Source organism: Subsaximicrobium wynnwilliamsii, from assembly GCF_007997225.1.
GTDB classification, from domain to species: Bacteria; Bacteroidota; Bacteroidia; order Flavobacteriales; family Flavobacteriaceae; genus Psychroserpens; species Psychroserpens wynnwilliamsii.
On the sequence record NZ_VORM01000006.1, the window covers coordinates 176,545 to 202,179 of the forward strand.

Consider the following 25,635-nt stretch of genomic DNA (forward strand, 5'->3'; position numbering starts at 1 on the left):
TAAAAACAACTTTATAATGAAAAAATGCTTATTTATTTTGGCTGTGATGGGATTGGTTGGATTTTCATCCAATGCCCAGCAAGTCGAATTTGAACAATTTGATCTGGATAATGGCATGCATGTCATCCTGCATCAAGACAATACGGCTCCTGTCGTAACTGTCTCGGTAATGTATCACGTTGGCGCAAAAGATGAAAACCCAGAACGCACTGGCTTTGCTCACTTTTTTGAACACCTTTTGTTTGAAGGCACCAAAAATATAGGAAGAGGTGAATGGTTTACCATTGTGTCCTCTAATGGCGGCACAAACAACGCAAACACCACAGATGACAGAACCTATTATTATGAGGTTTTCCCTTCTAATAATGTGGAGCTGGGATTATGGATGGAATCAGAACGATTAATGCATCCTATCATCAATCAAATTGGAGTTGACACTCAAAACGAGGTTGTGAAGGAAGAGAAAAGATTGCGTGTTGATAATAGTCCTTATGGTAAGTTTCTAGAAAACATAAAATTGAACATGTTTGAGAAACACCCTTACAAAGGCACTACCATTGGTAAGATGGAGCATCTGGATGCTGCCACCCTAGAAGAATTTCAAGCATTTTACGAAAAATATTACGTGCCTAACAATGCGGTCCTAGTGGTTGCTGGGGATATAAACAAATCTGAAGTTAAAAAGATGGTCAAAGATTATTTCGGTCCTATCCCAAGAGGTGCAGATATTGTGAGAAGTTTTCCAAAAGAAGACCCAATCACCGAGCCCATGACCGCGACAGCTTATGACTCGAATATTCAAATCCCAGCGATTATGGCTGCATACAGAACGCCTTCCTTTAAAGATAGAGACGCGTATGTATTGGCAATGATCTCTAGTTACCTAAGCGGTGGTAAATCTTCAAAACTTTACAAGAAAATTGTCGATGAGAAAAAAATGGCTTTACAAGTAGGGGCCTTAGATTTTAGCCAAGAAGACTACGGAACCTATATTTTATACGGGTTGCCACTTGGCGATACCAAATTAGAGGATCTGGTTACTGAAATTGATGAGGAGATCGTAAAACTTCAAACGGAGTTGATTTCAGAGCGAGACTACGAGAAACTTCAGAATGTTTTTGAAAATCAATTTGTCAACTCAAATTCAAGCGTGACTGGTATTGCAAACTCCTTGGCAAGATATTATATGCTATATGGAGATGTCAATCTTATCAATAACGAAATTGATATTTACAGATCTATCACAAGAGCCGAAATTCAAGAAGTCGCAAATAAATACCTAAACCCTAATCAAAGATTATTGCTAGAGTATTTACCAGAAGACAAACAAGAAAACTAAAAAGTAAAAAATATGAAATCAAAAATATCAATCCTTATTGTAATATTTCTAATGTCAATAGGAGTTTCTGCTCAAATTGATAGATCACAACCACCAAAGCCGGGACCAGCTCCAAAAATAGCTTTGGAAAAACCCTCTGAATTCAAATTGAAGAATGGACTTACGGTCATGGTAGTAGAAAACCACAAATTGCCCAGAGTGTCTTATTCGCTTACCATTGATAATGACCCTCTTGCCAATGGAGACAAAGCTGGTGTTGAAAGCCTAATTGGCGCAATGATGGGCAATGGTACCACAAGCATTTCGAAAGATAGTTTTAATGACGAGGTCGATTTTTTGGGAGCTAACATTAATTTTAGCGCAAATGGTGCTTACGCAAGTGGGCTTTCAAAATACGCAGAGCGCATTTTGGAACTCATGTCAGATGCTGCCATCAATCCTTTATTAACGGAAGAAGAGTTTGATAAGGAAAAAGCCAAACTCATCGACGGACTTAAATCTAGCGAAAAAAGTGTTGATGCTATCGCTGGACGCGTGGGATCGGCATTATCTTACGGTAAAAATCATCCTTATGGCGAATTGACTACGGAAGAAACCGTGAACAATGTGACCTTTGGAGATGCTGTATCTTATTACGAATCTTACTTCAACCCAACCAAAGCTTATTTAGTGATTATTGGCGATGTGGAATATAAGACCATCAAAAAACAAATTGAGAAATACTTCAGCAAATGGGAGAAATTGGTAAATGTAGAATACACAGTGCCACAAGCTGCGCCCAACGTGCAGTACACCCAAATCAATTTTATAGATATGCCCAATGCTGTGCAATCTGATATTTCATTGACCAATAATGTGGATCTACAAATGAAAGATCCCGATTATCACGCTGTACTTATCGCCAATAAAATTCTTGGTGGTGGTTTCAACAGTTACTTGAACATGAATTTACGTGAAGAACACGGGTACACTTATGGCGCCAGATCTGGAGTAGGCACCGATGAATTTGCATCCCGTTTTTCAACCAGCGTTCAAGTAAGAAACATGGTTACTGATAGCGCTGTGGTTAATACCATACAAGAAATAAAACGTATCAAGGAGGAACCTGTAGAGCAAGATGCACTCAAAAACGCAAAAGCCAAATACGTAGGCGACTTTGTTTTGGCATTGGAGAGCCCACAAACCATCGCACGTTATGCTTTAAATATCAAGCTTAACGAATTGCCTTCCGATTTCTACACGACTTACCTTCAAAAAATCAATGCAGTTACTGTAGAGGATGTGATGCGCGTGTCAAAAAAATATTTCAAGACTGAGAATGCTCGTATTGTTATTGTTGGGAAAGGTAGCGAGGTTTTAACCAATCTAGAAAAAACTGGAATTCCTATCCAGTATTTCGACAAATTCGCCAATCCTGTAGACAAGCCTGTATTTTCTAAGGAAATCCCTGCTGACATGACCGCGCAAAAAGTCGTTGATAATTATATTGAAGCAATTGGAGGCATGGCCGATTTAGAAAAAGTAAAATCGGTGGTCAACACTGCGAATGTGACTATCCAAGGCGCTCCCTATAAGCCAACCGCGGTTATTAAAATGATGTCACCAAATAAAATGTCTATGGAAATGAGCATTGAAGGTATGGGCACCGTCATGAAACAGAAATTTGATGGCACTACAGGCTATCAAGAACAACAAGGCAATAGAATGCCAATGACAGAAGATCAAATTGCCGAAAATAAGGCAGAAATGGTGCTATTCCCAGAGCTTTCAATGGATATGTCAAACTTGAGTTTAGAATCGATTGTTCCTATGGAAGGCACAGATGCCTATAAAATCAAGGTAACTAATGGCGATAAAGTGTCGTTTAGATTTTATGATGTGAATTCTGGCTTATTGGTTCGTGAAGAAGCTACTACCGAAGCTCAAGGACAAAGTATTAGCACGATTCAGGAATATTCCGATTACACGGAAGTTGATGGGGTCATGATGCCAGCCGTTCAAAAAATCACTACGGGTCCTCAAGTGATTACGATGACTTCAACTGAATTTAAAATCAATGAAGATGTTACTGATGCAGATTTCAAATAACTGAATCATTTACAAATCCGAAAAAAATCCGAAACAGCACTTGTTTCGGATTTTTTTATGCTTTTCGTTTGTTGGCCAAAAATACGCCTAACAAAATCACAGCACTCGCCAACAATTGCATAAATCCAAAAGTTTCTCCGTCCAAAAGTCCCCAAGCCAATGCAACAACCGGCATCAAATAGGTCACTGAAGACGCAAAAACAGGTGTGGCCATTTGTATTAATGAGTTGAAAACAACTTTCGCAAGCGCAGTGCCAAATATTGACAAAAGAGAAACATACAGCATTGCCATTTTGAAATTAGGCGCTGCAAAGGTTTCCGAAGTAAAAAAATCACTACCAATCAAAATCAGTATTGCTGGTATTATAATAACGACATAGCTTCCTGCTGCAATAGCCAAAGGTTTCACTTCTTGCAAATAATTCTTGATGATATTCGCATTCAAGCCATACATGATTGTTGAAATAATAACAAAGCCTGCATAAAGATAATTTTGGTCTGGATTGAGTTCGGCACCTTTAAAAATTAACATGCTCGTACCAACAAAGCCAATGATCACACCCAAAATTTGTCGTTTTGTAGAAGCGATTTTAAATATTGCAAAACCAAGAAGCAAGGTGTTTAATGGCACCAGTGAATTAAGTATGGAAGTAATGGCACTATCAATTTCGGTTTCAGCAATGGCAAATAGAAACGCTGGTATAAAAGACCCCAAAAAACCCGAAAGCACCACCCATTTCCAAGATTTTCTCTCAATGGTCTTCAACCTGCCATATCCAAAACAAAGCAACACAACCCCCGAAATAATTGTGCGAAGCGCACCCAATTGAAAAGGGCTTAGACCCAATAGCGATTTTTTGATGAGAATGAATGAACTGCCCCAAATAAGCGAGAGCAGCAGGAGATAAATCCATTTCTTATTTGAAATTTTCATGGGCAGACTTAACGAATTCACAAAGTTCGTTAATTAACTTTCAAGCATCATCTATATTTATTAAGTTTGAGCTACAAAATTGAAACAATTATGAAATCAATAAAGACTTTATTAGTTGCTGTTATGACCTGTACAAGTATTCTTGCTTGTAAGAATGAAGCGCAGCCAGAAGTCAAAACAGTAGCCTCTAGTACCGGTACAGAAACTGAAGTTATTCAAAAATTAGATCCAAATGCCACTTACGCTAAGGCGGAATTTAAAATCGACGGGATGACCTGCGCTATGGGCTGTGCAAAAACCATCGAAAAGAAAATGGCAAAAATGGATGGTGTCAAATCTGCAAAAGTTGATTTTGACCGTAAACTGGCCATGGTAGAATATGATGAAGCCATGGTAACGCCAAAAACGCTCGAAGAAACTGTAGCAAAAGCAGGAGAGTCTTATAAAGTGAAGGAGATGCACGCTGTTGAAAATTTTTCTACGGAAGAAAAACCAAATAAAGAATAAGAACCATCTAACATATATTATTAAAACCGCCTCCATTGGCGGTTTTTTTTATGACCAATGCTTAAATGGATGCTTTGCCAATTGCGAGTTGTAATAGCGCTTATCTCCGGTAACTTCCTCTCCCAGCCAAATTGGTTTTTCAAAGGATTCTTCTTCATGACCTAACTCTACTTCCGCAACAACCAAACCTTCGTTTGATTGATGAAACACATCAATTTCAAACACATGTGTTCCTTTTTGAACTTCGTATCTGGTTTTATCGATGCTTCCGGCCTCACAGAGTTTCAGCAAGGCCTCGGCTTCGGTTTTTGAAATTTCCCGTTCCCACTCATAACGACTCAATCCGCTATCGTTTGACTTTCCTTTTACTGTTAAATAACCAAGGTCACCTTTCAGCCTAACTCTTACCGTTCGCTCAGGATGTGTGTTTAAAAAGCCTTGAATGATTCTCGTGTATTTATGGGCTTCCGTCTTAAAATCTTCCGACCTCACTAAAAATTTACGCTCAATTTCTGTAGTGTTCATGCTTCCGTAGTTATGTTTTTAATTTGGTGAGAGTGCCTTGGGCTAAAAATCAATAAGGCCATAATAGCGCCAATGGTGGCAAACAGCATGTCGCTTTGTGTGTCCCAAATGTAGCCTTGAGTGCCCAGAAACGAATCGCCTCCTTCGCCTGTACCCAATGAAACTGCCCATTCCACAAACTCATAAGCCACGCTTATGGCCATTGCGATGCAAACCACTATGAATTTGAGCCAGCTGGTTTTGAGTACGACTGCCTTCCGAAGTAAAAGCTCCCTAGCAATCATGGCAGGCACAAACCCCTGGGCAAAATGACCGAGTTTATCGTAATTGTTTCTGCTCTGGCCAAAATACTGTTGGATCCAATCAAACAAAGGGACTTCCGCATAGGTATAATGGCCTCCAATAATCAAAATCACAGCATGGAAAAAGACCAGTGTATAGACCAGATTTGTAAACCGGAAGCGATTAAAAGTAAATAGTAGCAGCAAAACTCCCAACACGGCAGGCAAGACCTCCAGAAACCAGGTAAAATAATCGTAGGGATTGATGGCAGACCAAATGAGCAACAACAGGCTCAAGCCTAAAAGTGTGTATATAAGTTTCATAAATGACACATCAAGTGACCCAAAGATATTATAAATTTGCAGCATGCTCAGCGATTTACCGATTAGAAAAATCATCCACGTGGATATGGATGCCTTTTATGCTTCCGTAGCGCAAATGGACCAGCCCGAACTTAAAGGGAAAGCCATTGCAGTAGGTGGTGGAGGTGCGCGTGGCGTTATCGCTGCCGCAAGTTATGAAGCACGCAAATTTGGAGTGAAAAGTGCCATGTCTGGTCGTTTGGCCATTAAATTATGCCCAGAACTTATCTTTGTAAAGACCGATTTTGACAGATACAAGGCCATCTCCAAACAAGTAAGGAAGATTTTTTATGAGTACACCGATTTGGTGGAGCCCTTATCTCTGGATGAAGCTTATCTAGACGTGACCCAAAACAAAAAAGGCCATCCCAGCGCTTCTCTTTTGGCGCAAGACATTAGACAACGTATTTTTGAAGAGGTAGGTTTAACGGCTTCTGCAGGGATTTCCATCAATAAATTTATCGCAAAAATCGCCAGTGATTACAACAAGCCCAACGGACAAAGAACCGTGAATCCCGAAGAAGTCTTGGATTTTCTGGAGCAACTGGACATTCGGAAATTCTATGGGGTTGGTAAGGTCACTGCGGAAAAAATGTACCAAAAAGGCATCTTTACCGGAAAAGATTTAAAGTCGAAAACACTTGAGTATCTTGAGGAAAACTTCGGGAAAGCGGGCAACTTTTATTATGATGTGGTGCGGGGCATTCACCGCAGTGAGGTCAAGCCCAATCGCATTAGAAAATCACTTGCTGCAGAACGGACGTTTAGTGAAAATCTATCTTCGGAAATCTTCATGCTTGAAAAACTGGAGCATATTGCCGAAGAAGTCGCAAAACGTCTCAAAAATAGCAATGTCGCTGGAAAGACCATTACCCTTAAAATCAAATACAGCGATTTTACGCTGCAAACAAGAAGCAAGACACTTCCCTATTTTGTGAGCGACAAAAGTGTGATCTTGGAGACGGCCAAAGATTTACTGTACCAAGAACGCATGGATAATTCGGTGCGCTTATTGGGGATTTCATTATCCAATTTGAATACTGAAAAGGTAAAGGTTTCCCAAGCAAGTGATAAAGCGGTAAGTGTGCAGTTGAAGTTTGCGTTTTGAACATAGTCGCAATCGTTGATGCAAACCAATTCATGATAAAATTGCTTCGAAATTGGCAGTTTTAGTAGTTATCGACACATCTGTCCACAAAAAAACCTCATCGTTTTTAGAAAAACTTTGAGGTCATTTTATTTATATAGGATATCGAGCTATTTCTATCTAAAAACTACAACTCGTAATCTCACTTACTCTTAAAGTATTTACCATACCCTTTTCTTGAATTGGCATGGCTGCCAAGCTTATTTGCATATCACCAACCTCCAGATAGCCCTTTTTACAGGCGATGGCGATCACGTCCTCAATGGTTTCATCTGTACTTACAAATTTATCGTAGTAGAAGGCTTCCACACCCCAAAGCAAACTGAGTTGTGTTAATATTCTTCTATTTGAAGTAAACACTAAAATATGCGCCTTTGGTCGCCATGCCGAAATCTGGAATGCTGTGTAGCCACTGTTGGTCAATGTTGAAATGGCCTTGGCACTAATTTCATTGGCCATGTGTGCTGCATGGTAACAAATTGCTTTGGTAATGTAGCGCTTGGTACGAATATGTGGTGGCGATTGTGGCACCTTAATCAAATCGGAGTCCTCAACACTTCTAATAATATTAGCCATTTGACGAATCACTTGCACCGGATAATTACCTACTGATGTCTCTCCAGAAAGCATAACTGCATCGGCACCATCCATAACCGAATTGGCGACGTCATTGACCTCTGCTCTAGTTGGTGTGAGGCTAGTAATCATGGTTTCCATCATCTGGGTGGCAATGATTACAGGAATTCTAGCGCGCTTAGCTCTTAAAACCAATTGTTTTTGGATGAGCGGCACTTCTTCGGCAGGAATCTCAACACCTAAATCACCACGGGCAACCATCAATCCATCGCAATAAGCGACAATCTTATCGATGTTCTCAACAGCTTCTGGCTTTTCTATTTTAGCGATGATGGGGATTTTATGTTTGCTATGCTGTTTAATCAATTGCTCCAATTGCATCAAATCCTCAGCATGGCGCACAAAGGATAAAGCCATCCAATCCACTTGGATACTGCAAGCAAAAATAGCGTCTTCAATATCCTTTTCGGTCAATGCAGGCTGTGATATATTGGTATTGGGAAGGTTAACGCCCTTTTTAGAGCGTAAAGGGCCACCTTGAATGACTCTGGTCTTAACTTCAGATATGCCATCTGTTGAAATCACCTCAAAGATCAATTTCCCGTCATCTAAAAGCACACGCTCTCCGGGTTTGGCATCTTGAGGAAACTTGTCATAAGTCATATATACTCGCTCCTTTGTGCCTTCAAAACGCTCTCCAGTGGCAAAAACAACTTCATCGCCAGCATTAACGATCACTTCACCTTTCATGACACCTACTCTTAATTTAGGCCCTTGAAGATCACCCAGAATGGAAGCGTTGTAACCAAACTCTTCATTAAGGCTTCGTATCATTTCTACGCGCTCTTTCACGTCTTTATAATCCGCATGGGAAAAATTGACTCTAAAAACATTTACGCCCTCTTCCAACATCCCTTTCAAGACTTCTCTTGTGCTGGTTGCTGGTCCTAAAGTGGCTACTATTTTGGTTTTCTTTTTTCTTAACATCAATTAAAAATTAGGTGCTCTTTTGAACGTATATTATTTAAATCTGCACTATAAGCAGTTATGATCTGTGGAATGGCCTGTATGGAATTCAAGATCTTTTTTTCGTCTAATTGTTGATTCTCATTACTTACTTTAATGAGAAAATCGGCTTTTTTCAACTCTGGTACCAAATAATTTATTTTGGTAACCACGTTTTGATTATCAAACAGGGAACCAGAACTTTGAATACTATTCTCTTGGCGCTTACAACTGTTTGCCACCAAATTCCAAATGGTATCGAATTTACTGTCCTCCCATTCGTAAATGGCATAAGACGCCGCAAAATAATTATAGTCTAGATCTTGCGCTCTCCTAGCCAATCGAAGTTCTAAATATTTATTGAGAAGAAAGGCCAGGCGATAGTCTTCTAACCTGCAATGAACCGCTAACAACAAGAACGAATCATCGAAAAAATCATCTACCAGTAATTTGTGCATTGCCATATAAAACAGCCATTAATTGTAAATATAATATTTAAAGACCACAAAATTGTTAAGTTGAACGTATTCTTGACTGGCCTCATCAACTAAAACGTTATAGTTAATAACTATTATGACTTACACAAACTGATTGTTACAAAACACCTCAAATATTTCTTAAATATATGAATTATTTCAGGAAAGAGATGATTGTTGTTTGGAATAACCACACTTAAAGTCTGATTTATAGCACTTTGCCAATCTGTTTCTGAAAAGCGAAAAAAGCGCGTTTAGAGGCCTTTTCTTCGGCTTTCTTTTTAGATGTGGCACGCGCTTTGGAAACGACTTTGCCATCAATGGATAGTTTTACCGAGAAGTGCTTGACCTCATCATTGCCAGAATCTTCGTAAACGTTGTAATCAAAAGTTTTCTTCTCCTTTTGGCACCATTCTATCAAAAGACTCTTGTAACTAATCACACGGCCTTCAAGCGTTTCAATATCTACTTTAGGGTCAATGATGATTTTATGGATAAAATCTTCGCAAAAATTATAGCCTTTATCCAGATAAATCGCGCCCACGAGTGATTCAAAGAGGTTGCCATGGATATTACTCCCAAAATTTGATTTCGGGATATTACTTTCAATCAAATCAATGAGTTTTAGCTCTTTTCCCAATTCATTGAGATGCTCACGACTCACTACCTTAGAACGCATTTTTGTGAGATAACCTTCATCACCATGCGGTACTTCCTCATAAAGATAGTGCGCGATGACCGCGCCTAAAATAGCATCACCCACAAACTCGAGACGCTCATAGTTGACAGGGTTACCCTCGGCATCCTTTATATTCATCGAGCGATGGGTAAACGCTTTGATGTATAGGGATTTGTTCTTGACCTTATAGCCAAGAATTTTGTTGAGTAATAAAAAAAAATTCCCGTCCTTATTGGTACGGGAATTTTTTAATATGTTACGAATGAAACTCATTCAGTGTTTTAATCTAGTTTTTTAAATAATACACAGGCATTGTGACCGCCAAATCCAAAGGTATTGCTCATAGCTACTTTAACATCTCTCTTTTGTGCCTTGTTCAAGGTAAGATTAAGTTGCGGATCAATATTCTCATCGACCACTTTATGGTTAATGGTTGGAGGCACGATACCGTGCTCCATGGCTAAAATAGAAGCAATGGATTCGATGGCGCCTGCAGCTCCCAATAAATGGCCTGTCATGGACTTTGTGGAATTGATATTGATGTTTTTTGCGTGCTTTCCAAATACTTCGGTAATCGCTTTTAATTCAGCAACATCACCCAAAGGTGTTGAAGTACCATGCGTATTGATATGATCTACCTCTTCAGGCTCTATACCCGCATTTTTCAAACAGTTCCGCATCACTGCAATAACACCTATACCCTCGGGGTGTGGTGCCGTCATATGATAGGCATCTGAAGACAAACCGCCTCCCAATACTTCTGCATAGATCTTGGCGCCTCTTGCCTTGGCATGTTCATAATCCTCAAGAATGATCGCGCCAGCACCTTCTCCCAAAACAAAACCATCTCTGGTCGCATCGAAGGGCCTGGAAGCTGTTTCCGGACTATCATTTCTTGTGGATAAGGCATGCATGGCGTTAAAACCACCCATCCCAGCTATGGTTACCGCCGCTTCACTCCCACCAGTAACGACCACATCACAATGACCCAAACGAATATAGTTGAGCGCATCAATCATGGCGTTCGCAGCAGAGGCGCAAGCAGAAACCGTGGTGTAATTAGGGCCCATAAACCCGTGTTTGATCGAGATATTACCAGGGGCAATATCTGCAATCATTTTTGGGATAAAAAACGGATTGAAACGCGGCGTACCATCTCCAGCAGCAAAGTTCAATACTTCCTCCTGAAAGGTTTCCAAACCTCCAATTCCCGCTCCCCAGATAACGCCCACTCGCAATTTATCAACGACGTCAAGATTCAATTTAGCATCTGCAATAGCTTCATCTGAGGCTACCATAGCATACTGCGTGAATTTATCCATCTTGCGCGCCTCTTTTCTATCAAGAAAATCGGTGGCATTAAAGTTTTTTAATTCGCAAGCGAATTTTGTTTTGAACTTTTCAGTATCAAAATAGGTTATAGGTGCAGCACCGCTTTTGCCACTTATAAGCGCTTCCCAGAATTCATCCTTGGTATTGCCTATAGGTGTTAGAGCGCCCAACCCAGTAACTACAACTCGCCTTAATTCCATAAATAGTTATTGAATTATTTTGCTGCTTCTATGTAAGAGATGGCTTGACCAACTGTTGCGATGTTTTCAGCTTGATCGTCTGGAATTTGGATATCGAATTCTTTTTCGAATTCCATGATTAGTTCAACAGTATCCAATGAATCTGCTCCTAAATCGTTTGTGAAGCTTGCTTCAGTTACGACTTCGTTTTCATCAACGCCTAATTTGTCTACTATAATCGCTTTTACTCTTGATGCAATGTCTGACATAATTTCTTAATTTTAAGTTTTAATTTAGGTGGCAAAAATAAAAAACTTTATCTTAATACTCGCCTTTGTTTCCAAAATGTGATGGTAATTTACTAAATAAGCTTGAGGAATTCGTCTTTTAGGTTCTATTTGTTAATTATTATTCTTTTTTTTGTTTCCTACAACTGCCCCGTCAGATTTATTAACAAAACTAGATTATCAAATCGTCTTGGGCTCGTTGAGATTTATTTTGCAAATTCCACTGCTTATGAGCAGACAAATAGGGTCCTTATTCAAAAATTATTATTCTGAAAATGAAACGTATTATCATATTGGCTTCGGGAAGCGGGAGTAATGCTGAGAACTTGATCCACTTTTTTCGGGATCACAAGACCATTTCGGTGGTGCAGGTGCTTAGTAATAATTCACAAGCAAAAGTCTTGGAACGCACCAAAAAACTAGGAGTAAGTGCTTTTTCTTTTAACCGCATTGCATTTGCTAAAACCGACGATGTGCTTAAACTACTAAAGGCATCGCAACCTGACTTAATTGTGTTGGCCGGTTTTCTTTGGAAACTTCCTGAACACATTATTGAAGCCTTCCCAGATAAAATCATCAATATCCATCCTGCACTTTTGCCAAAATATGGCGGCAAAGGCATGTACGGAAGCTTTGTACATGAAGCCATCGTTGCCAATAAGGAAACCGAAACAGGCATCAGCATTCATTATGTGAACGCCAATTATGATGAAGGTGCGATTATTTTTCAGACCAAATGTCCAGTAAACGCGACGGATACTGCGGAAGACATCGCTGCCAAGATCCATGATTTAGAAATGGAGCACTTTCCGAAGGTGGTGCAGGAAATCTTAAATTCCAAAAAAAATAAAATTCCAAAACCCAAAACATATAATCAGAAACTTAGTTAAATTCCAGTAAAAATAACCCCTGTGATTCGCGTTAATTCGTGTTTTTTAATTCGTAAAATTCGTGGCTAAAAAAAAATACTACACCGTTTGGAAAGGCCACAAAAAAGGGGTCTTCACCTCTTGGAATGACTGTAAGGCACAAACCAAGGATTATGAAGGTGCTCAATACAAATCTTTCGCAACGTTTGATGCTGCAAAAGAAGCTTTTAAAGGCAATTATTTTGATTATATAGGCAAAAACAAGTCGTTTGCTAGTGAGCTTTCCGCAGAACAGCTTAAAAAAATAGGCAAACCCAATTACAACTCGATTGCTGTTGATGCTGCCTCTTCGGGAAATCCTGGCATTATGGAATATCGCGGCGTTGATACCAAATCGAAAAAGCAACTTTTTAAGCAAGGGCCTTTTGCCCAAGGCACCAATAATCTGGGCGAGTTTTTAGCATTAGTTCACGGATTGGGCTTTTTGAAAAAACACGATAGCGACCGTATCATCTACACAGATTCACGTACTGCGATGAGTTGGGTTAGAAAGAAGTATTGCAATTCCAAATTAGAGCGCAATGCCACAAACAAACCTGTTTATGATTTGGTGGATCGCGCCGTATTATGGCTGAAAGAGAATGATTATAAAACGACCATCGTAAAATGGGAAACCAAGGCTTGGGGGGAGATTCCTGCCGATTTTGGGCGGAAATGAAAAACACGTGTATGTTTAAATTTCTAGCTCCGTATTCATTTTTTTACCTTTTTCCATTGAAAAACTTGCTGTCATGAACACTAACTCGTTTGAACCCTTGAGAAAACATTTCTTTTGACTGAGCTTACCGATTTCACAGCGCATTTTGGGATGGATTCGATCCTGTTCATGAACACCCGTTACACTATCATCTCATTATAGAACCATTAGAATTGCTCATGTAAAAGTATTCTTTATGAGATTCATTTTAGTATTGAAGGCGACAGCCTAATGAATATTCAAATACTGAATCACAAGCAGTTTTACAAATAATCGTTAATTTTAATAATTAAGCTCATATAATTTCAGAAACCAAAATGGCTTACCTCTCAACCCTAAACATCAACACCACAAGACAGCACCCGTTTCCCTTTGACGTTCCGGCTATAAAATTCGCCAAAGATATTGACCTGTCCAGTCAAATTACATTTTTGGTAGGAGAAAACGGAACCGGAAAATCCACCTTGTTAGAGGCCATCGCTTGCCGATTGCAACTACCGCACATGGATGGTGCCGGTTATGGCAAGGCCTCTTTTGACGCTGCCAAAACCTTAATGCCTTTTCTTGATCTTACCTGGAACATCGAACGCTCCCTCGGATTTTTCTTTAGAGCAGAAGATTTTGGAGATTACCTCAACAGCGTGCATCGTGCTGGCACCAACATTGAGCAACAAATGGGCGATATGGGAGACGAAATTCCGAAGCACATTATTGAAGACATGAAAGATAGTGCCAATCATCAATTGCGGGGTATGCGTTTCAAATACGGGCAAGAGCTCAATGCCTTTTCGCATGGCGAAGCCTATTTGCACATCATGAATCAAACCATAACCGCACGAGGTATTTATCTTTTGGACGAACCCGAAGCTGCCTTATCGCCAGCAAGGCAATTAACGCTCATCTACTTTATACAAAACCATCTCAAACACTTCAATTCGCAGTTTATCATTGCAACGCACTCGCCCATGTTGTTGGCCTATCCAAATGCAACTATTTATGAAATTACTGAAAATGCGATGCAAAAAACAGCTTTGGAAGCTACGGAACACTATAACGTTACCAAGTCGTTTCTCAATAATCCTAAAGCATATTTAAGGCATTTTGAGTGATCATCAAACAAGAAGGGATAGTTAGCGATAAAATTGCTTTTGATGTAAAATCCGTTGCACATAAACAATGTGTTCTACAACTAAAAAATGAGTGCCATAAGGAAATGTTTCAGTAAAGAGTATCATTATCCCACGATAGCGCTGTTGAAAATGTGTGAAATTGAAATTAATCGCTCCAAATTAGTGACCTTCTCGGCGTCAAACCTTGTTAATAATGGCTTTGATACTAAAGCATAATAGCGACGCGCCTCCTTTAAGTCCAATTGAGCTGCTTCACTTAATTTGATTTCAAAAGGCACTAATTCATGCCTTTTTTAATAGCCTCCCAAGATGTATGGTTTGTTTTCCCAGTAGCATGGTCTTCAATCATTTTATCCATCATAACTTTGTAAGATGTAGATGGCTCAAAGGCATAAGATTCCTCTAGCGGTACGAACTCCAAGTCGTTTTTTAAGTTTCTACCGGCCTTTTTTGCTTTGAATTCCAATAATTTCAAAGCATCTGTATCAGTAAGGACTTCTTTGCGCTTTTTTGATGACGACATAATTCGCTGTTTTTACGATAAACATACGTAAGATTTCCGATACGCTAAGAATTTTCAAATGCTTTAACGCCACCCAAAACCATTTTATATCATTTTGACACCGATTGATTAGTCCTTAAATTCCACCTCAAAAAGATGCAGGCATTTGTGTCTAAAAACTGTATATTTGCAGCAAAATTTTAGAGGCTTTATGAGCAAATTAGTTATAGTTGGTACCGTCGCTTTTGACGCTATAGAAACCCCTTTTGGGAAAACAGATAAAATCCTTGGTGGTGCAGCGACCTTTATAGGTTTGGCAGCTTCGCAATTTGATGTTGATTCGGCTGCCGTATCTATCGTTGGTGGCGATTTTCCGCAGGAGTACTTAGAATTGTTATCCAATAGAAACATCAACATAGATGGCGTTGAAATCGTTAAGGAAGGCAAAACCTTTTTTTGGAGCGGAAAGTATCATAATGACATGAACACTAGAGATACCTTGGCGACTGAGCTCAATGTGTTGGCAGATTTTAATCCAGATGTACCCAAAGCCTATCGAAATGCCGATGTGGTGATGTTGGGCAATTTACACCCAATGGTGCAGATGAGCGTTTTGGAACAAATGGAATCCAAACCTCAATTGGCCATTTTGGATACCATGAATTTTTGGATGGATTGTGCGCTTGAAGATTTACACAAGGTCATCGCCAAGATTGATGTGATTACCATAAATGATGAAGAGGCGCGCCAATTGACCGGAGAATATTCCTTGGTAGTGGCAGCACGGAAGATTCAAGAGCTGGGGCCTACATATGTGGTTATCAAAAAAGGTGAGCATGGCGCCCTACTATTTCATGAAAACAATATGTTTTATGCACCGGCTTTACCTTTGGAGGAGGTTTTTGACCCTACGGGAGCAGGAGACACCTTTGCTGGTGGCTTTGCAGGCTATTTGGCCAAAACAGAAGATTATTCTTTTGAAAATATGAAAAACGCAGTCATCTATGGCTCTACATTAGCCTCCTTTTGTGTCGAGAAATTTGGCACCGAGCGCATGCAAAACTTAACATCAGATGAAATTGACCACCGCTTAAAAGAATTCAAACAACTTACACAATTCAATATCGAATTATCATAAACCGACGCGCTCCTATTAGAGCGCGTTTTTTTATCTTGAATTCATTATAATGCTATCAAATCTTAGTCAAAACATTTAATTTTGGGGCTCCCAAAAACAACAACACAACATGAGCGATGCTTTAAAACATGAATGCGGAATTGCACTCATTAGACTCAAAAAACCCTTAGAATTTTATAAGGAAAAGTACGGAAGCGCCTTCTATGGCGTCAACAAAATGTATCTCATGATGGAGAAACAGCACAATCGCGGGCAAGATGGTGCTGGTTTTGCAAGTATTAAACTAGACACAAAACCTGGCGAACGCTACATTAGTAGAGTGCGGTCTATTGCCCAACAGCCCATCCAGGATATTTTTGACCAGATCAATGAACGTATCAATGAAGAATTTGCTGCACATCCCGAATATCAAGACGATGTGGCGCTTCAAAAAAGGCACATTCCCTACATCGGCGAAGTACTTTTAGGACACGTGCGTTACGGCACCTTTGGTAAAAACAGCGTAGAAAGTGTCCACCCGTTTCTAAGGCAAAACAACTGGATGCACCGCAACCTTATTGTGGCCGGTAATTTCAATATGACCAATGTGAATGAGCTCTTCGACGGACTCATTGCACTTGGCCAACACCCAAAAGAAAAGGCTGATACCATTACCGTGATGGAAAAAATTGGTCATTTTTTGGATGATGCAGTCTCTAAAATCTATAAAAAGCTTAAAAAAGAGGGATATAGCAAAAGTGAGTGTTCCCCATTGATTGCTGAACGTCTTAATGTTGCAAAAATCCTTAAGAAATCCTCAAAAAACTGGGATGGTGGCTTTGCAATGGCAGGACTATTAGGTCATGGCGACTCTTTTGTGCTTAGAGATCCTGCAGGAATACGACCTGTATATTATTATGAGGATGATGAGATTGTAGCGGTTGCTTCTGAGCGGCCGGTGATACAAACTGTATTCAACGTCAATTTTGAAGACGTTAAGGAATTAGATCCCGGACATGCCATAATTACCGAAAAATCTGGGGTAACCACAATTAAACAAATCATGAAGCCGCTTGAGCGCAAAGCCTGTTCCTTTGAGCGCATCTATTTTTCTCGCGGAAGCGATGCCGAAATCTATCAAGAGCGAAAAACCTTAGGTAAGCTGTTGATGCCAAAAGTTTTGGAAGCTATTGATAACGACACAAAGAATACCGTTTTCTCATACATTCCCAATACGGCGGAAACCTCCTTCTTCGGAATGATAGAAACCGTTGAGCAGCACCTCAACGAGCAAAAGACCAAAGCGATTCTCAATGGCAACGGTCAACTTACCTCAGCACAAGTCACAGAAATACTTTCCGAACGCCCAAGGATCGAGAAAATAGCCATCAAAGATGTCAAATTGAGAACCTTTATTACTGAAGATAGCAGTCGTGATGATCTTGTTGCACACGTTTACGATGTAACCTATGGTGTAATCAAACCTACCGACAATCTTGTGATTATTGATGATAGTATTGTTAGAGGCACTACCCTCAAGAAAAGTATCATTAAAATGGTGGATAGGCTCAATCCGAAACAAATTATCGTGGTCTCCTCTGCGCCGCAAATTAGATATCCCGATTGTTATGGCATTGACATGGCCAACCTGGAAAGCCTCATCGCTTTTAGAGCCATGTTAGAATTACTCAAGGAAAACAATAAATACCATTTGGTGGAAGAAGTGTATGAAAAATGCAAACTGCAATTGACCATAGCAGACAATGAGGTTAGAAACTATGTGAAAGACCTTTATTCTGAATTTACCGCAGATGCCATCTCAGATAAGATTGCAGAGCTTATATCTGAAGACACTGTGAAGGCTAAGGTTAAAACGATTTTTCAACCCATTGCCAATCTACATAAGGCTTGCCCGAAAAATTTAGGTGACTGGTACTTTACAGGAAATTACCCCACTGCTGGTGGCAATCGTGTAGTCAATAGGGCTTTTATCAACTTTTATGAAGGCAATAACGAACGCGCTTATTGATTGATGTGCCTTTAAGTACAGTACAACTGATTTCAATAAATTGGTTTCATCGAATTTATATGCGCTTTAACTATTAATTTATGTGCTTTATCCAAATTACGTTTAAATTGGTCTCACCATAACATAAGTAGGTTAAGTTCATGGTAGATTTGGGGCAAAAAAGGGTGAACTAACGTTCACCCTTTTTTATTTAATGACTTCTTCAGCCATATAGCAGTGCCTATCTCATTATTCAAGATTGATTATTTCGGCTTTTTCAACGTTTAAGCTAATATATATGTAGTTAGTCTAAAAAATTAACAATAACATCCAAAGCCACCTTATATTTACTTCACCATAACATAAGTAGGTTAAGTTTATGGTAGATTTGGGGCAAAAAAGGTGAACACTCGTTCACCTTTTTTCATGAATACTCGCGAAAGGAGTATCTTATTAGCAATCAACACAACCCCAACCCAGCCTTCTCGAAAGCAGGTATCTCATAATTGCCTTACTAAATCCACATTTAAAAATACAACTATGCCGCCGGCGTATAACCAAAGCGTCGTTATTTCGGGCACTTATTTACTTCGCCACGTGTTCACGCCATTCATGTATAACTTTTCAGAACGAAGCATCCGGCCGCAAAATACTTGAGTATAGCATTAAATTAAATCACGCGAGATCTCTTCAGTTAAACCGAGCGCCGAAAGCGTCCTAAAAACCCTTCCGAAGCAAAAAAAAAGCAAACCCGAAACGGATTTGCTTTCTCATAGATTATATATAGTGTGGATTATTTAGCCTTTGCGTAGCGTCTTTCGACTTCGTTCCAATTGATCAAATCAAAGAAGGCATCAATGTAATCTGGCCTTCTGTTTTGGTAATTGAGGTAGTAAGCATGTTCCCAAACATCAAGACCTAAAATTGGGTGGCCTCCACATCCAACTCCAGGCATCAAGGAATTATCTTGATTTGGAGTAGAACAAATTTCTACTTTTCCACCTTCGTGAACACACAACCAAGCCCAACCTGACCCAAACTGTGTTGCAGCAGCTTTACTGAATTCAGCCTTGAAAGCCTCAAAAGAAGTGTACTTATCCATAATCGCTTCTTTCAAATCCCCAGACAAATGACCTTTATCATTTGGATTGATCACTTCCCAGAACAAGGAGTGGTTGTAAAAGCCACCGCCATTATTTCTAACAGCCGTATTGGCCATATCCAAATTGGAGAGAATGTTTTCAATGGATTTGCCATCATGATCTGTACCTTTAATGGCATCATTTAATTTGTTGGTGTAACCTTGATGATGCTTTGTATAATGTATTTCCATAGTACGCGCATCGATTTTTGGTTCTAGTGCGTCATATGCATATTTTAATTTCGGTAATTCGAAAGCCATAGTTTTTGATTTTATAGTTAATAATTGATTCTCTCAAATTTACATATAAAACGACTCAATAAGAAACTATAAAGCCCACGGATGACAACACTTATGAAAATTTTAACGTAATTTTACAGAGAACTAACCTAAACTATTTTTTAGTTAAACCTAATGTTTTTTTTAGACACTATAAATAGTCTGGTTTCAACATTCTATATCTTTTGAGCATGCAAGCAACCTCAATTTTCTCCTTATACAATGCCTCTGCAGGCAGTGGTAAAACCTTTACACTGGTCAAGAATTATCTTAAACTTTTGTTTACCTCCAAAAGCCTTTTGGCCTTCAAAAACATATTGGCATTGACCTTTACCAATAAAGCGGTAGGCGAAATGAAGTCACGCATCGTCAAAACACTCAATGAGTTTTCAAAGGACTCGATTTTGGAGTCGGATCATGCCATGTTCAAAATGATCGCTGAAGAATTGGAGATATCACCAGAGCATCTGCATTTAAAATCGAAACGCTTACTGGAGCTTTTGGTGCACAACTATGCCGCCTTTGATGTTTCAACCATCGACAAATTTAACCACAGACTGATCAGGGTTTTTGCACATGATCTCAAGTTACCGGTTAATTTTGAGGTGGAGTTGGACACAGATAGTATTCTCAGCCAGGCAGTAGATCAACTTATTGATAAAGCTGGCACCAACAAGGTCCTCACGAAAATTTTAGTGGATTTTGCCATAGAAAAAGCCGATGATGATAAGAGCTGGGACATTTCTTATGATTTTAATGCCATTGCCAAATTATTGACTACTGAAAGTGAACTCCAATTCGTGAAGCAGCTTGAAGGTAAAACCCTTGACGATTTCAAAAACCTTAAAGCCAATTTAAAGCAAAAGCGAGAAATTTCAGAAAAGCGCATCGTGGAAATCGCCCAAAACGTTTTGCAAGCCATTGCCAACAACGGCTTAGAATTTACAGACTTTAGCCGAAGCACCTTGCCCAATCATTTCAAAAAGGCAGAAGAACTCAGCTTGAGTGGACTTTACAACAATAAACTCGAAGAAAATCTAATTGAGAAACAAAGCATTTACACTGCAAAATTGGATAAAGACAAGGCCAATAGCATTGAGGCAATGCTTCCGCAATTGTTGGAAGCCTATCTTGAAATGAAGACAGAAGTACATCATTTCAAATTTTTGAATAATGCACTTAAAAACATCACACCGCTTTCTGTATTGAGCGCCATAGGCCAGTCTTTGCAAGACATTAAGAGCGAAAACGACATTCTGCTCATTTCAGAATTCAACAGCATCATCAACTCAGAGATCAATGCACAACCAGCGCCTTTTATTTATGAACGCATGGGCGAAAAATTTAGACACTATTTTATTGATGAATTTCAAGACACCTCAGAGCTTCAATGGGAAAATCTCATACCCTTGATAGATAATGCCATCACCGGAGAAAATCTCAAAGGCGAAACGGGAAGTGTCCTTTTGGTAGGCGATGCGAAACAGGCCATTTATAGATGGCGTGGTGGAAAGGCAGAGCAATTTATAAACTTATATTCTGGAAAAACACCATTTTTTGTCAAACCGAAATTAGAGACCCTGGATTCAAATTTTAGAAGTCTTAAGGCCATTGTAAATTTCAACAACTCTTTTTTCAAACATCTTTCAACCTTTGCTTTTTCCAATGAAAACCACAAAACCGTTTATGAGGCCAGCCAGCAAGACTTTCGATTTGAAAAAGAAGGCTTTGTCTCCCTTTCTTTTCTAGACATAGACGATCAAGATAAAGATGAAGCCTATTGTGAAGCAGTACTTGATGCTATATATAAAGCTACTGAAGACGGGTATTCACTAAGCGACATTAGCATTATCGTTAGAAAATCCAAAGAAGGTATCGCCATTGCAGAATTCTTGACCCAACAGCAAATCCCAATAATTTCTTCAGAAACTTTGGTCTTGCAAAATTCGCCTGAAGTCCAGTTCTTGACCAATGTGATTGTCTTGAATATCCAGCCCGATAATCAAGAGGCAAGGGCAGAATTGCTGAGCTTCATTGCAGACCGAAAATTAAACCTGGAAGACAAGCATGGGTTTTTGAGCGATTTAGTGCACCTAGAAACCCACAGTATGTTCAAGTCCCTAAAAGAGTTCGGCTTTGAATTTGATTTGAATGAATTTTCACAATTGCCAATGTATGAATCGATGGAAAGTGTGATTAGAGCGTTTGAACTCACAAAAACCTCTAACGCCTATATTCAGTTTTATTTGGATGAAGTGTTTACCTTTTCTCAAAAGCAGAATGCAAGCTTTCAAGGTTTTATTGACTATTGGGATCGCAAGAAAGAAAAATTGAGCATCGTTGCACCAGAAGGAAAGGATGCTGTACAGATTTTGACGATACACAAATCAAAGGGATTGGAATTTCCGGTAGTGATTTTTCCATATGCCAATCAGGATATTTATTTTGATATGAACCCAAAGATCTGGTTTCCGGTAGAACAAGCATCCTATTGTGGTTTTGAGTACCTGTACTTAAACATGAACAACGATCTTGAAGGTCTCGGGGAGGTTGGCGCAGCAGCTTTCCAACTTTACCGTTCCAATTTAGAATTGGATAGCATTAACCTATTATATGTCGCCTTTACAAGGGCTGCAGAGCAATTGTATGTCATTTCAGAAATGGACCTGGATCGTAAACAGATGGAAAACGTCAAATATTATTCAGGCTTATTGATACATTATTTAAAGGCTGAACACTTATGGAATCCCGATCAATTGCAGTATGAATTTGGCGAACGCGCAAAACCTTCCGAAGCAAAACACGAAACCAGCAACACTAAAACTGCAGCATTGTTTATTTCAACTAAAAAAGAGGACCACCATTTGAGTATTTTGAGTAATTCTGGATTTTTATGGAACACCCAGCAAGCGGCAGCCATTGAACGCGGTAATCTGGTACACGATATCATGTCGCATATCAAGACCAAAGCTGATGTTGATGACACCCTTGAAGATTATTTGACCTCTGGCGTAATCAATGATCTGCAATACGCGCAATTATCTAATGACATTAAATCCATAATACAGCATAAATTACTTGCGCCATATTACGAAGCAGGGTTGAAAGTTCTAAACGAAAGGGACATCATTTCAAAAAATGGCAGTATTTTAAGACCAGACCGCATCGTCATCAACTCAAATAGGGAAGTCGCCATCATAGATTACAAAACTGGACTTCTCAACCCAAAACATAAGGAACAACTTTACGAGTATCAAAATGTGCTTGAAGAGATGGGCTATAAAGTGATAAAGCGCATACTCATTTATATAAACGATGGGATTGTGGCAAAAGAATTTTAAATTTGTAGAAAACAAACACTATTATGTACGGATCCATTAAGCAACATTTACAAAACGAAATAGAATCAATTAAAGAAGACGGGCTTTTTAAAGAAGAACGGATCATAACCTCTCCCCAAGGTGCTGAGATCACTTTAAGCACTGGGCAAACCGTTCTAAATTTTTGCGCCAATAATTATTTGGGGCTGTCATCCCATCCAGATGTTGTGCAAGCCGCAAAAGACGCCATGGATACTCATGGTTTTGGTATGTCGTCTGTGCGTTTTATTTGTGGCACCCAAGACATCCACAAAGAACTGGAACAAAAAATATCAGACTTCTATAGCATGGAGGACACCATCTTATATGCCGCATGCTTTGATGCCAATGCCGGGATTTTTGAACCCCTATTAGGCAAGGAAGATGCCATTATATCAGATGCCTTGAACCACGCTTCTATTATTGACGGTGTTCGCTTGTGCAAGGCAGCGCGCTATCGCTATAAAAATAGCGATATGGCAGATTTGGAACAACAGTTAATCGCAGCCAATGAAAACGGTGCACGACATAAACTTATCGTGACCGATGGCGTATTTTCGATGGATGGGTTAGTAGCTCCTTTAGATAAAATCTGTGACCTGGCAGATAAATACGATGCCATGGTAATGATAGACGAATGCCATGCGACAGGTTTTATTGGTGCAACCGGTAGAGGCACGCTTGAAGAGAAGGGCGTTATGGGCCGCGTGGATATTATTACCGGAACCTTAGGTAAAGCCATGGGTGGCGCCATGGGCGGTTACACTACTGCCAAAAAGGAGATCATTGAACTGCTGCGCCAACGCTCTAGACCCTATTTGTTTTCCAACTCCTTGGCGCCTGCTATTGTTGGTGCTTCAATCAAGGTATTTGACATGCTGTCCAATGACACAAAATTGCGAGACACCTTGCAAGAAAATACTGCTTATTTCAAAAAAGGTCTCAAAGCGGCAGGATTTGATATCATTGATGGCGACTCTGCCATTGTACCAGTAATGCTCTATGACGCCAAATTATCCCAGAGCATGGCTAAGCTCTTATTGCAAGAAGGTATCTATGTTATAGGCTTCTTTTTTCCAGTTGTACCGAGAGAAAAAGCAAGAATACGGGTACAATTATCAGCTGCTCACACAAAGACGCATTTAGACAAAGCCATTACAGCCTTTATAAAAGTGGGCAAAACACTGGATATTATTTAAAATCAGTTCAAAAGGTTTTATTTTGCCAGTGCTAATCAATATTTTTATATATTTGTTTTGTTAATAACCATTAACAAGTTACTTTTGCTTTCAATTAACACTTATAACACTTAAATTAAATTATTTAGAATATGAAAAATCTTAGCAGATTACTTTTAGCTATGTTGCTTGTATTTGGCTTCAACGCAAATGCACAAGATGAAAACAATCCATGGAAAATCTTCATTGGTACTAACGCGGTCGACCCTTATCCAGTAGGTGAGGACGCACCATTAGGCGATTACTTTGATGAATTTTTCAATGCAACAGATCACTACAACATTTTGCCATCTTTATCCACAATTTCTGTATCTAGATATGTAGGTGATGGTTTCGTTTTATCCGCAGCAGGATCTATAAACGAAATTGACAAAATTGGTGACTCTTCAGCAGATGATTTATCTTATTACGCACTTGATGGTACAATTTCTTACAGCTTTAGAAATGCATTCAACGGCCCAAGTGGCTGGTTTGATCCATACTTAGGAGTTGGTGGTGGTTATACTTGGATTGACGAAATTGGAGCGGGTACGTTAAATGGTAATTTAGGCATCAACTTTTGGATGTCAGACAATATTGCTTTGACTGCTCAAACAGCATACAAACATGCTTTTGAAGATTATCTTCCTAAGCACTGGCAACATTCTCTTGGTCTTTCTATCGCTTTTGGTGGAACTGATACAGATGGTGACGGTATATATGATAAAGATGATGCTTGTCCAGATGTACCTGGTTTAAAAGCATTCAATGGTTGTCCAGATTCTGACAACGATGGTATAGAAGATTCTAAAGATGAGTGTCCTAACGAAGCTGGTTTAGCTGAATTTAACGGATGTCCTGATACTGACGGTGATGGTGTTCCTGATAATAAGGATGAATGTCCTACAGATGCAGGTCTAAAAGCATTGAACGGTTGTCCTGATGCTGATGCTGATGGCGTTGCTGATAAAGATGATAAATGTCCTAACGAAAAAGGTCCTGCTGCCAACGAAGGTTGCCCATGGGAAGATACTGATGGTGATGGTGTATTAAACAAAGATGATAAGTGCCCTAACGAAGTTGGAACTGTAGCTAATAATGGTTGCCCAGAAGTTGAGCCTACCGAAGAGGAAATGAAGGAGCTTAATGAATATGCACGATCTATATTATTTGAAACAGGTAAGTCTTCTTTCCAGAAAGAAACTGACGGTGTATTGAAAGCTATGGTGGCCATCTTGAAAGAATACCCACAAGCTAACTTCTTGATCGAAGGTCATACTGACAGTGTTGGTGCAGAACAAACAAACGAATTATTGTCTGATAGAAGAGCAAATGCAGTAATGGATTACTTAGTAGCTAATGGGATCGCTCAAGACCGATTGACCGCTAAAGGTTACGGTGAAGCTAACCCAATTGCAACTAACAAAACTGCAGCTGGTAGAAAAAACAACAGACGTGTAGAAGTTAGCCTTAGATAGGTTAAAATTTCACACATTTAAATAATATTTTTAAAACGCCCCGAAATTCGGGGCGTTTTT

22 protein-coding genes are annotated in these 25,635 nt (G+C 39.5%); 12 read left to right on the forward strand and 10 right to left on the reverse strand.

Annotated features, from left to right (window positions below; genetic code table 11):
- The first annotated feature begins 16 nt into the window (after positions 1-16).
- Both ESY88_RS08030 and ESY88_RS08035 read left to right on the forward strand, forming a co-directional pair.
- Positions 17-1,339, forward strand: a complete 1,323-nt coding sequence (locus tag ESY88_RS08030) for a M16 family metallopeptidase (RefSeq protein ID WP_147086117.1) — start codon at positions 17-19, stop codon at positions 1,337-1,339.
- Between the two features lie 12 nt (positions 1,340-1,351).
- Positions 1,352-3,427 carry a M16 family metallopeptidase gene (locus ESY88_RS08035; RefSeq protein WP_147086116.1) on the forward strand — a complete coding sequence of 692 codons (2,076 nt, stop codon included), beginning with the start codon at positions 1,352-1,354 and terminating at the stop codon, positions 3,425-3,427.
- Positions 3,428-3,482: 55 nt separating this feature from the next.
- On the opposite strand, the gene ESY88_RS08040 is transcribed toward ESY88_RS08035, so the two are convergent.
- Positions 3,483-4,361, reverse strand: coding sequence for a DMT family transporter (locus tag ESY88_RS08040; protein ID WP_147086115.1), 879 nt, complete (start codon positions 4,359-4,361; stop codon positions 3,483-3,485).
- 90 nt (positions 4,362-4,451) lie between these two features.
- Between ESY88_RS08040 and ESY88_RS08045 the strand changes: the two genes are divergently transcribed.
- Positions 4,452-4,868, forward strand: coding sequence for a heavy-metal-associated domain-containing protein (locus ESY88_RS08045; protein WP_147086114.1), 417 nt, complete (start codon positions 4,452-4,454; stop codon positions 4,866-4,868).
- A gap of 48 nt (positions 4,869-4,916) precedes the next feature.
- Here ESY88_RS08045 and ESY88_RS08050 read toward each other — a convergent pair whose 3' ends face one another.
- Positions 4,917-5,393 (reverse strand): CYTH domain-containing protein, encoded by a 477-nt coding sequence (locus ESY88_RS08050; protein WP_147086113.1) that lies wholly within the window; start codon positions 5,391-5,393, stop codon positions 4,917-4,919.
- Positions 5,390-5,998, reverse strand: coding sequence for a DUF2238 domain-containing protein (locus ESY88_RS08055; RefSeq protein ID WP_147086112.1), 609 nt, complete (start codon positions 5,996-5,998; stop codon positions 5,390-5,392). Before ESY88_RS08055 ends, ESY88_RS08050 begins: the two co-directional genes overlap by 4 nt.
- Before the next feature lie 43 nt (positions 5,999-6,041).
- Here ESY88_RS08055 and dinB point away from each other — a divergent pair, with 43 nt between their 5' ends.
- Complete coding sequence (dinB, locus tag ESY88_RS08060; RefSeq protein WP_147086111.1) at positions 6,042-7,145, forward strand: DNA polymerase IV; 1,104 nt, start codon at positions 6,042-6,044, stop codon at positions 7,143-7,145.
- A gap of 159 nt (positions 7,146-7,304) precedes the next feature.
- Here dinB and pyk read toward each other — a convergent pair whose 3' ends face one another.
- The 5 genes from pyk to ESY88_RS08085 form a co-directional block, all read right to left on the reverse strand.
- Positions 7,305-8,747, reverse strand: a complete 1,443-nt coding sequence (pyk, locus tag ESY88_RS08065) for a pyruvate kinase (RefSeq protein WP_147086110.1) — start codon at positions 8,745-8,747, stop codon at positions 7,305-7,307.
- The gene (locus ESY88_RS08070; protein ID WP_147086109.1) at positions 8,747-9,229 is read right to left on the reverse strand and encodes an IPExxxVDY family protein; all 483 of its coding nucleotides are present in this window, start codon (positions 9,227-9,229) and stop codon (positions 8,747-8,749) included. The genes pyk and ESY88_RS08070 overlap by 1 nt, the downstream gene beginning before the upstream one ends.
- Positions 9,230-9,449: 220 nt before the next feature.
- Positions 9,450-10,193, reverse strand: a complete 744-nt coding sequence (rnc, locus tag ESY88_RS08075) for a ribonuclease III (protein ID WP_147086108.1) — start codon at positions 10,191-10,193, stop codon at positions 9,450-9,452.
- A gap of 8 nt (positions 10,194-10,201) precedes the next feature.
- Positions 10,202-11,452, reverse strand: a complete 1,251-nt coding sequence (fabF, locus tag ESY88_RS08080; protein ID WP_147086107.1) for a beta-ketoacyl-ACP synthase II — start codon at positions 11,450-11,452, stop codon at positions 10,202-10,204.
- 14 nt (positions 11,453-11,466) lie between these two features.
- Entirely contained in the window at positions 11,467-11,700 is a 234-nt protein-coding gene (locus tag ESY88_RS08085; protein ID WP_007647141.1) for an acyl carrier protein, read from the reverse strand.
- Between the two features lie 293 nt (positions 11,701-11,993).
- Between ESY88_RS08085 and purN the strand changes: the two genes are divergently transcribed.
- From purN to ESY88_RS08100, 3 genes are all read left to right on the forward strand, one after another.
- On the forward strand, positions 11,994-12,608 hold the full coding sequence (purN, locus tag ESY88_RS08090; RefSeq protein WP_147086106.1) for a phosphoribosylglycinamide formyltransferase: 615 nt from the start codon (positions 11,994-11,996) through the stop codon (positions 12,606-12,608).
- Positions 12,609-12,669: 61 nt separating this feature from the next.
- A complete protein-coding gene (locus tag ESY88_RS08095) occupies positions 12,670-13,305 on the forward strand; it encodes a ribonuclease H1 domain-containing protein (protein WP_147086105.1) in 636 nt (211 codons plus the stop codon).
- A gap of 356 nt (positions 13,306-13,661) precedes the next feature.
- Complete coding sequence (locus tag ESY88_RS08100; protein WP_147086104.1) at positions 13,662-14,453, forward strand: AAA family ATPase; 792 nt, start codon at positions 13,662-13,664, stop codon at positions 14,451-14,453.
- A 298-nt stretch (positions 14,454-14,751) separates the two neighbouring features.
- On the opposite strand, the gene ESY88_RS08105 is transcribed toward ESY88_RS08100, so the two are convergent.
- On the reverse strand, positions 14,752-14,997 hold the full coding sequence (locus ESY88_RS08105) for a hypothetical protein (protein ID WP_147086103.1): 246 nt from the start codon (positions 14,995-14,997) through the stop codon (positions 14,752-14,754).
- Positions 14,998-15,187: 190 nt separating this feature from the next.
- Between ESY88_RS08105 and ESY88_RS08110 the strand changes: the two genes are divergently transcribed.
- A complete protein-coding gene (locus tag ESY88_RS08110) occupies positions 15,188-16,114 on the forward strand; it encodes a PfkB family carbohydrate kinase (RefSeq protein ID WP_147086102.1) in 927 nt (308 codons plus the stop codon).
- 109 nt (positions 16,115-16,223) lie between these two features.
- Entirely contained in the window at positions 16,224-18,122 is a 1,899-nt protein-coding gene (locus tag ESY88_RS08115) for an amidophosphoribosyltransferase (protein WP_147086101.1), read from the forward strand.
- A gap of 772 nt (positions 18,123-18,894) precedes the next feature.
- Here ESY88_RS08115 and ESY88_RS08120 read toward each other — a convergent pair.
- Complete coding sequence (locus tag ESY88_RS08120; RefSeq protein ID WP_147086100.1) at positions 18,895-19,503, reverse strand: superoxide dismutase; 609 nt, start codon at positions 19,501-19,503, stop codon at positions 18,895-18,897.
- A 209-nt stretch (positions 19,504-19,712) separates the two neighbouring features.
- On the opposite strand from ESY88_RS08120, the gene ESY88_RS08125 reads away from it, so the two are divergent.
- From ESY88_RS08125 to ESY88_RS08135, 3 genes are all read left to right on the forward strand, one after another.
- A complete protein-coding gene (locus ESY88_RS08125) occupies positions 19,713-22,862 on the forward strand; it encodes a UvrD-helicase domain-containing protein (RefSeq protein WP_147086099.1) in 3,150 nt (1,049 codons plus the stop codon).
- A gap of 23 nt (positions 22,863-22,885) precedes the next feature.
- Positions 22,886-24,079 (forward strand): glycine C-acetyltransferase, encoded by a 1,194-nt coding sequence (gene kbl / locus ESY88_RS08130; protein ID WP_147086098.1) that lies wholly within the window; start codon positions 22,886-22,888, stop codon positions 24,077-24,079.
- A 131-nt stretch (positions 24,080-24,210) separates the two neighbouring features.
- Complete coding sequence (locus tag ESY88_RS08135; protein ID WP_147086097.1) at positions 24,211-25,575, forward strand: OmpA family protein; 1,365 nt, start codon at positions 24,211-24,213, stop codon at positions 25,573-25,575.
- Positions 25,576-25,635 lie beyond the last annotated feature (60 nt).

Excerpts from the sequence above, each read along its gene's own strand:
- ESY88_RS08030 (WP_147086117.1), top strand. The coding sequence starts at position 17 with ATGAAAAAATGCTTATTTATTTTGGCTGTGATGGGATTGGTTGGATTT.
- ESY88_RS08035 (WP_147086116.1), top strand. The coding sequence starts at position 1,352 with ATGAAATCAAAAATATCAATCCTTATTGTAATATTTCTAATGTCAATA.
- ESY88_RS08040 (WP_147086115.1), bottom strand. The coding sequence starts at position 4,361 with ATGAAAATTTCAAATAAGAAATGGATTTATCTCCTGCTGCTCTCGCTT.
- ESY88_RS08045 (WP_147086114.1), top strand. The coding sequence starts at position 4,452 with ATGAAATCAATAAAGACTTTATTAGTTGCTGTTATGACCTGTACAAGT.
- ESY88_RS08050 (WP_147086113.1), bottom strand. The coding sequence starts at position 5,393 with ATGAACACTACAGAAATTGAGCGTAAATTTTTAGTGAGGTCGGAAGAT.
- ESY88_RS08055 (WP_147086112.1), bottom strand. The coding sequence starts at position 5,998 with ATGAAACTTATATACACACTTTTAGGCTTGAGCCTGTTGTTGCTCATT.
- dinB (WP_147086111.1), top strand. The coding sequence starts at position 6,042 with ATGCTCAGCGATTTACCGATTAGAAAAATCATCCACGTGGATATGGAT.
- pyk (WP_147086110.1), bottom strand. The coding sequence starts at position 8,747 with ATGTTAAGAAAAAAGAAAACCAAAATAGTAGCCACTTTAGGACCAGCA.
- ESY88_RS08070 (WP_147086109.1), bottom strand. The coding sequence starts at position 9,229 with ATGGCAATGCACAAATTACTGGTAGATGATTTTTTCGATGATTCGTTC.
- rnc (WP_147086108.1), bottom strand. The coding sequence starts at position 10,193 with ATGAGTTTCATTCGTAACATATTAAAAAATTCCCGTACCAATAAGGAC.
- fabF (WP_147086107.1), bottom strand. The coding sequence starts at position 11,452 with ATGGAATTAAGGCGAGTTGTAGTTACTGGGTTGGGCGCTCTAACACCT.
- ESY88_RS08085 (WP_007647141.1), bottom strand. The coding sequence starts at position 11,700 with ATGTCAGACATTGCATCAAGAGTAAAAGCGATTATAGTAGACAAATTA.
- purN (WP_147086106.1), top strand. The coding sequence starts at position 11,994 with ATGAAACGTATTATCATATTGGCTTCGGGAAGCGGGAGTAATGCTGAG.
- ESY88_RS08100 (WP_147086104.1), top strand. The coding sequence starts at position 13,662 with ATGGCTTACCTCTCAACCCTAAACATCAACACCACAAGACAGCACCCG.
- ESY88_RS08105 (WP_147086103.1), bottom strand. The coding sequence starts at position 14,997 with ATGTCGTCATCAAAAAAGCGCAAAGAAGTCCTTACTGATACAGATGCT.
- ESY88_RS08110 (WP_147086102.1), top strand. The coding sequence starts at position 15,188 with ATGAGCAAATTAGTTATAGTTGGTACCGTCGCTTTTGACGCTATAGAA.
- ESY88_RS08115 (WP_147086101.1), top strand. The coding sequence starts at position 16,224 with ATGAGCGATGCTTTAAAACATGAATGCGGAATTGCACTCATTAGACTC.
- ESY88_RS08120 (WP_147086100.1), bottom strand. The coding sequence starts at position 19,503 with ATGGCTTTCGAATTACCGAAATTAAAATATGCATATGACGCACTAGAA.
- ESY88_RS08125 (WP_147086099.1), top strand. The coding sequence starts at position 19,713 with ATGCAAGCAACCTCAATTTTCTCCTTATACAATGCCTCTGCAGGCAGT.
- kbl (WP_147086098.1), top strand. The coding sequence starts at position 22,886 with ATGTACGGATCCATTAAGCAACATTTACAAAACGAAATAGAATCAATT.
- ESY88_RS08135 (WP_147086097.1), top strand. The coding sequence starts at position 24,211 with ATGAAAAATCTTAGCAGATTACTTTTAGCTATGTTGCTTGTATTTGGC.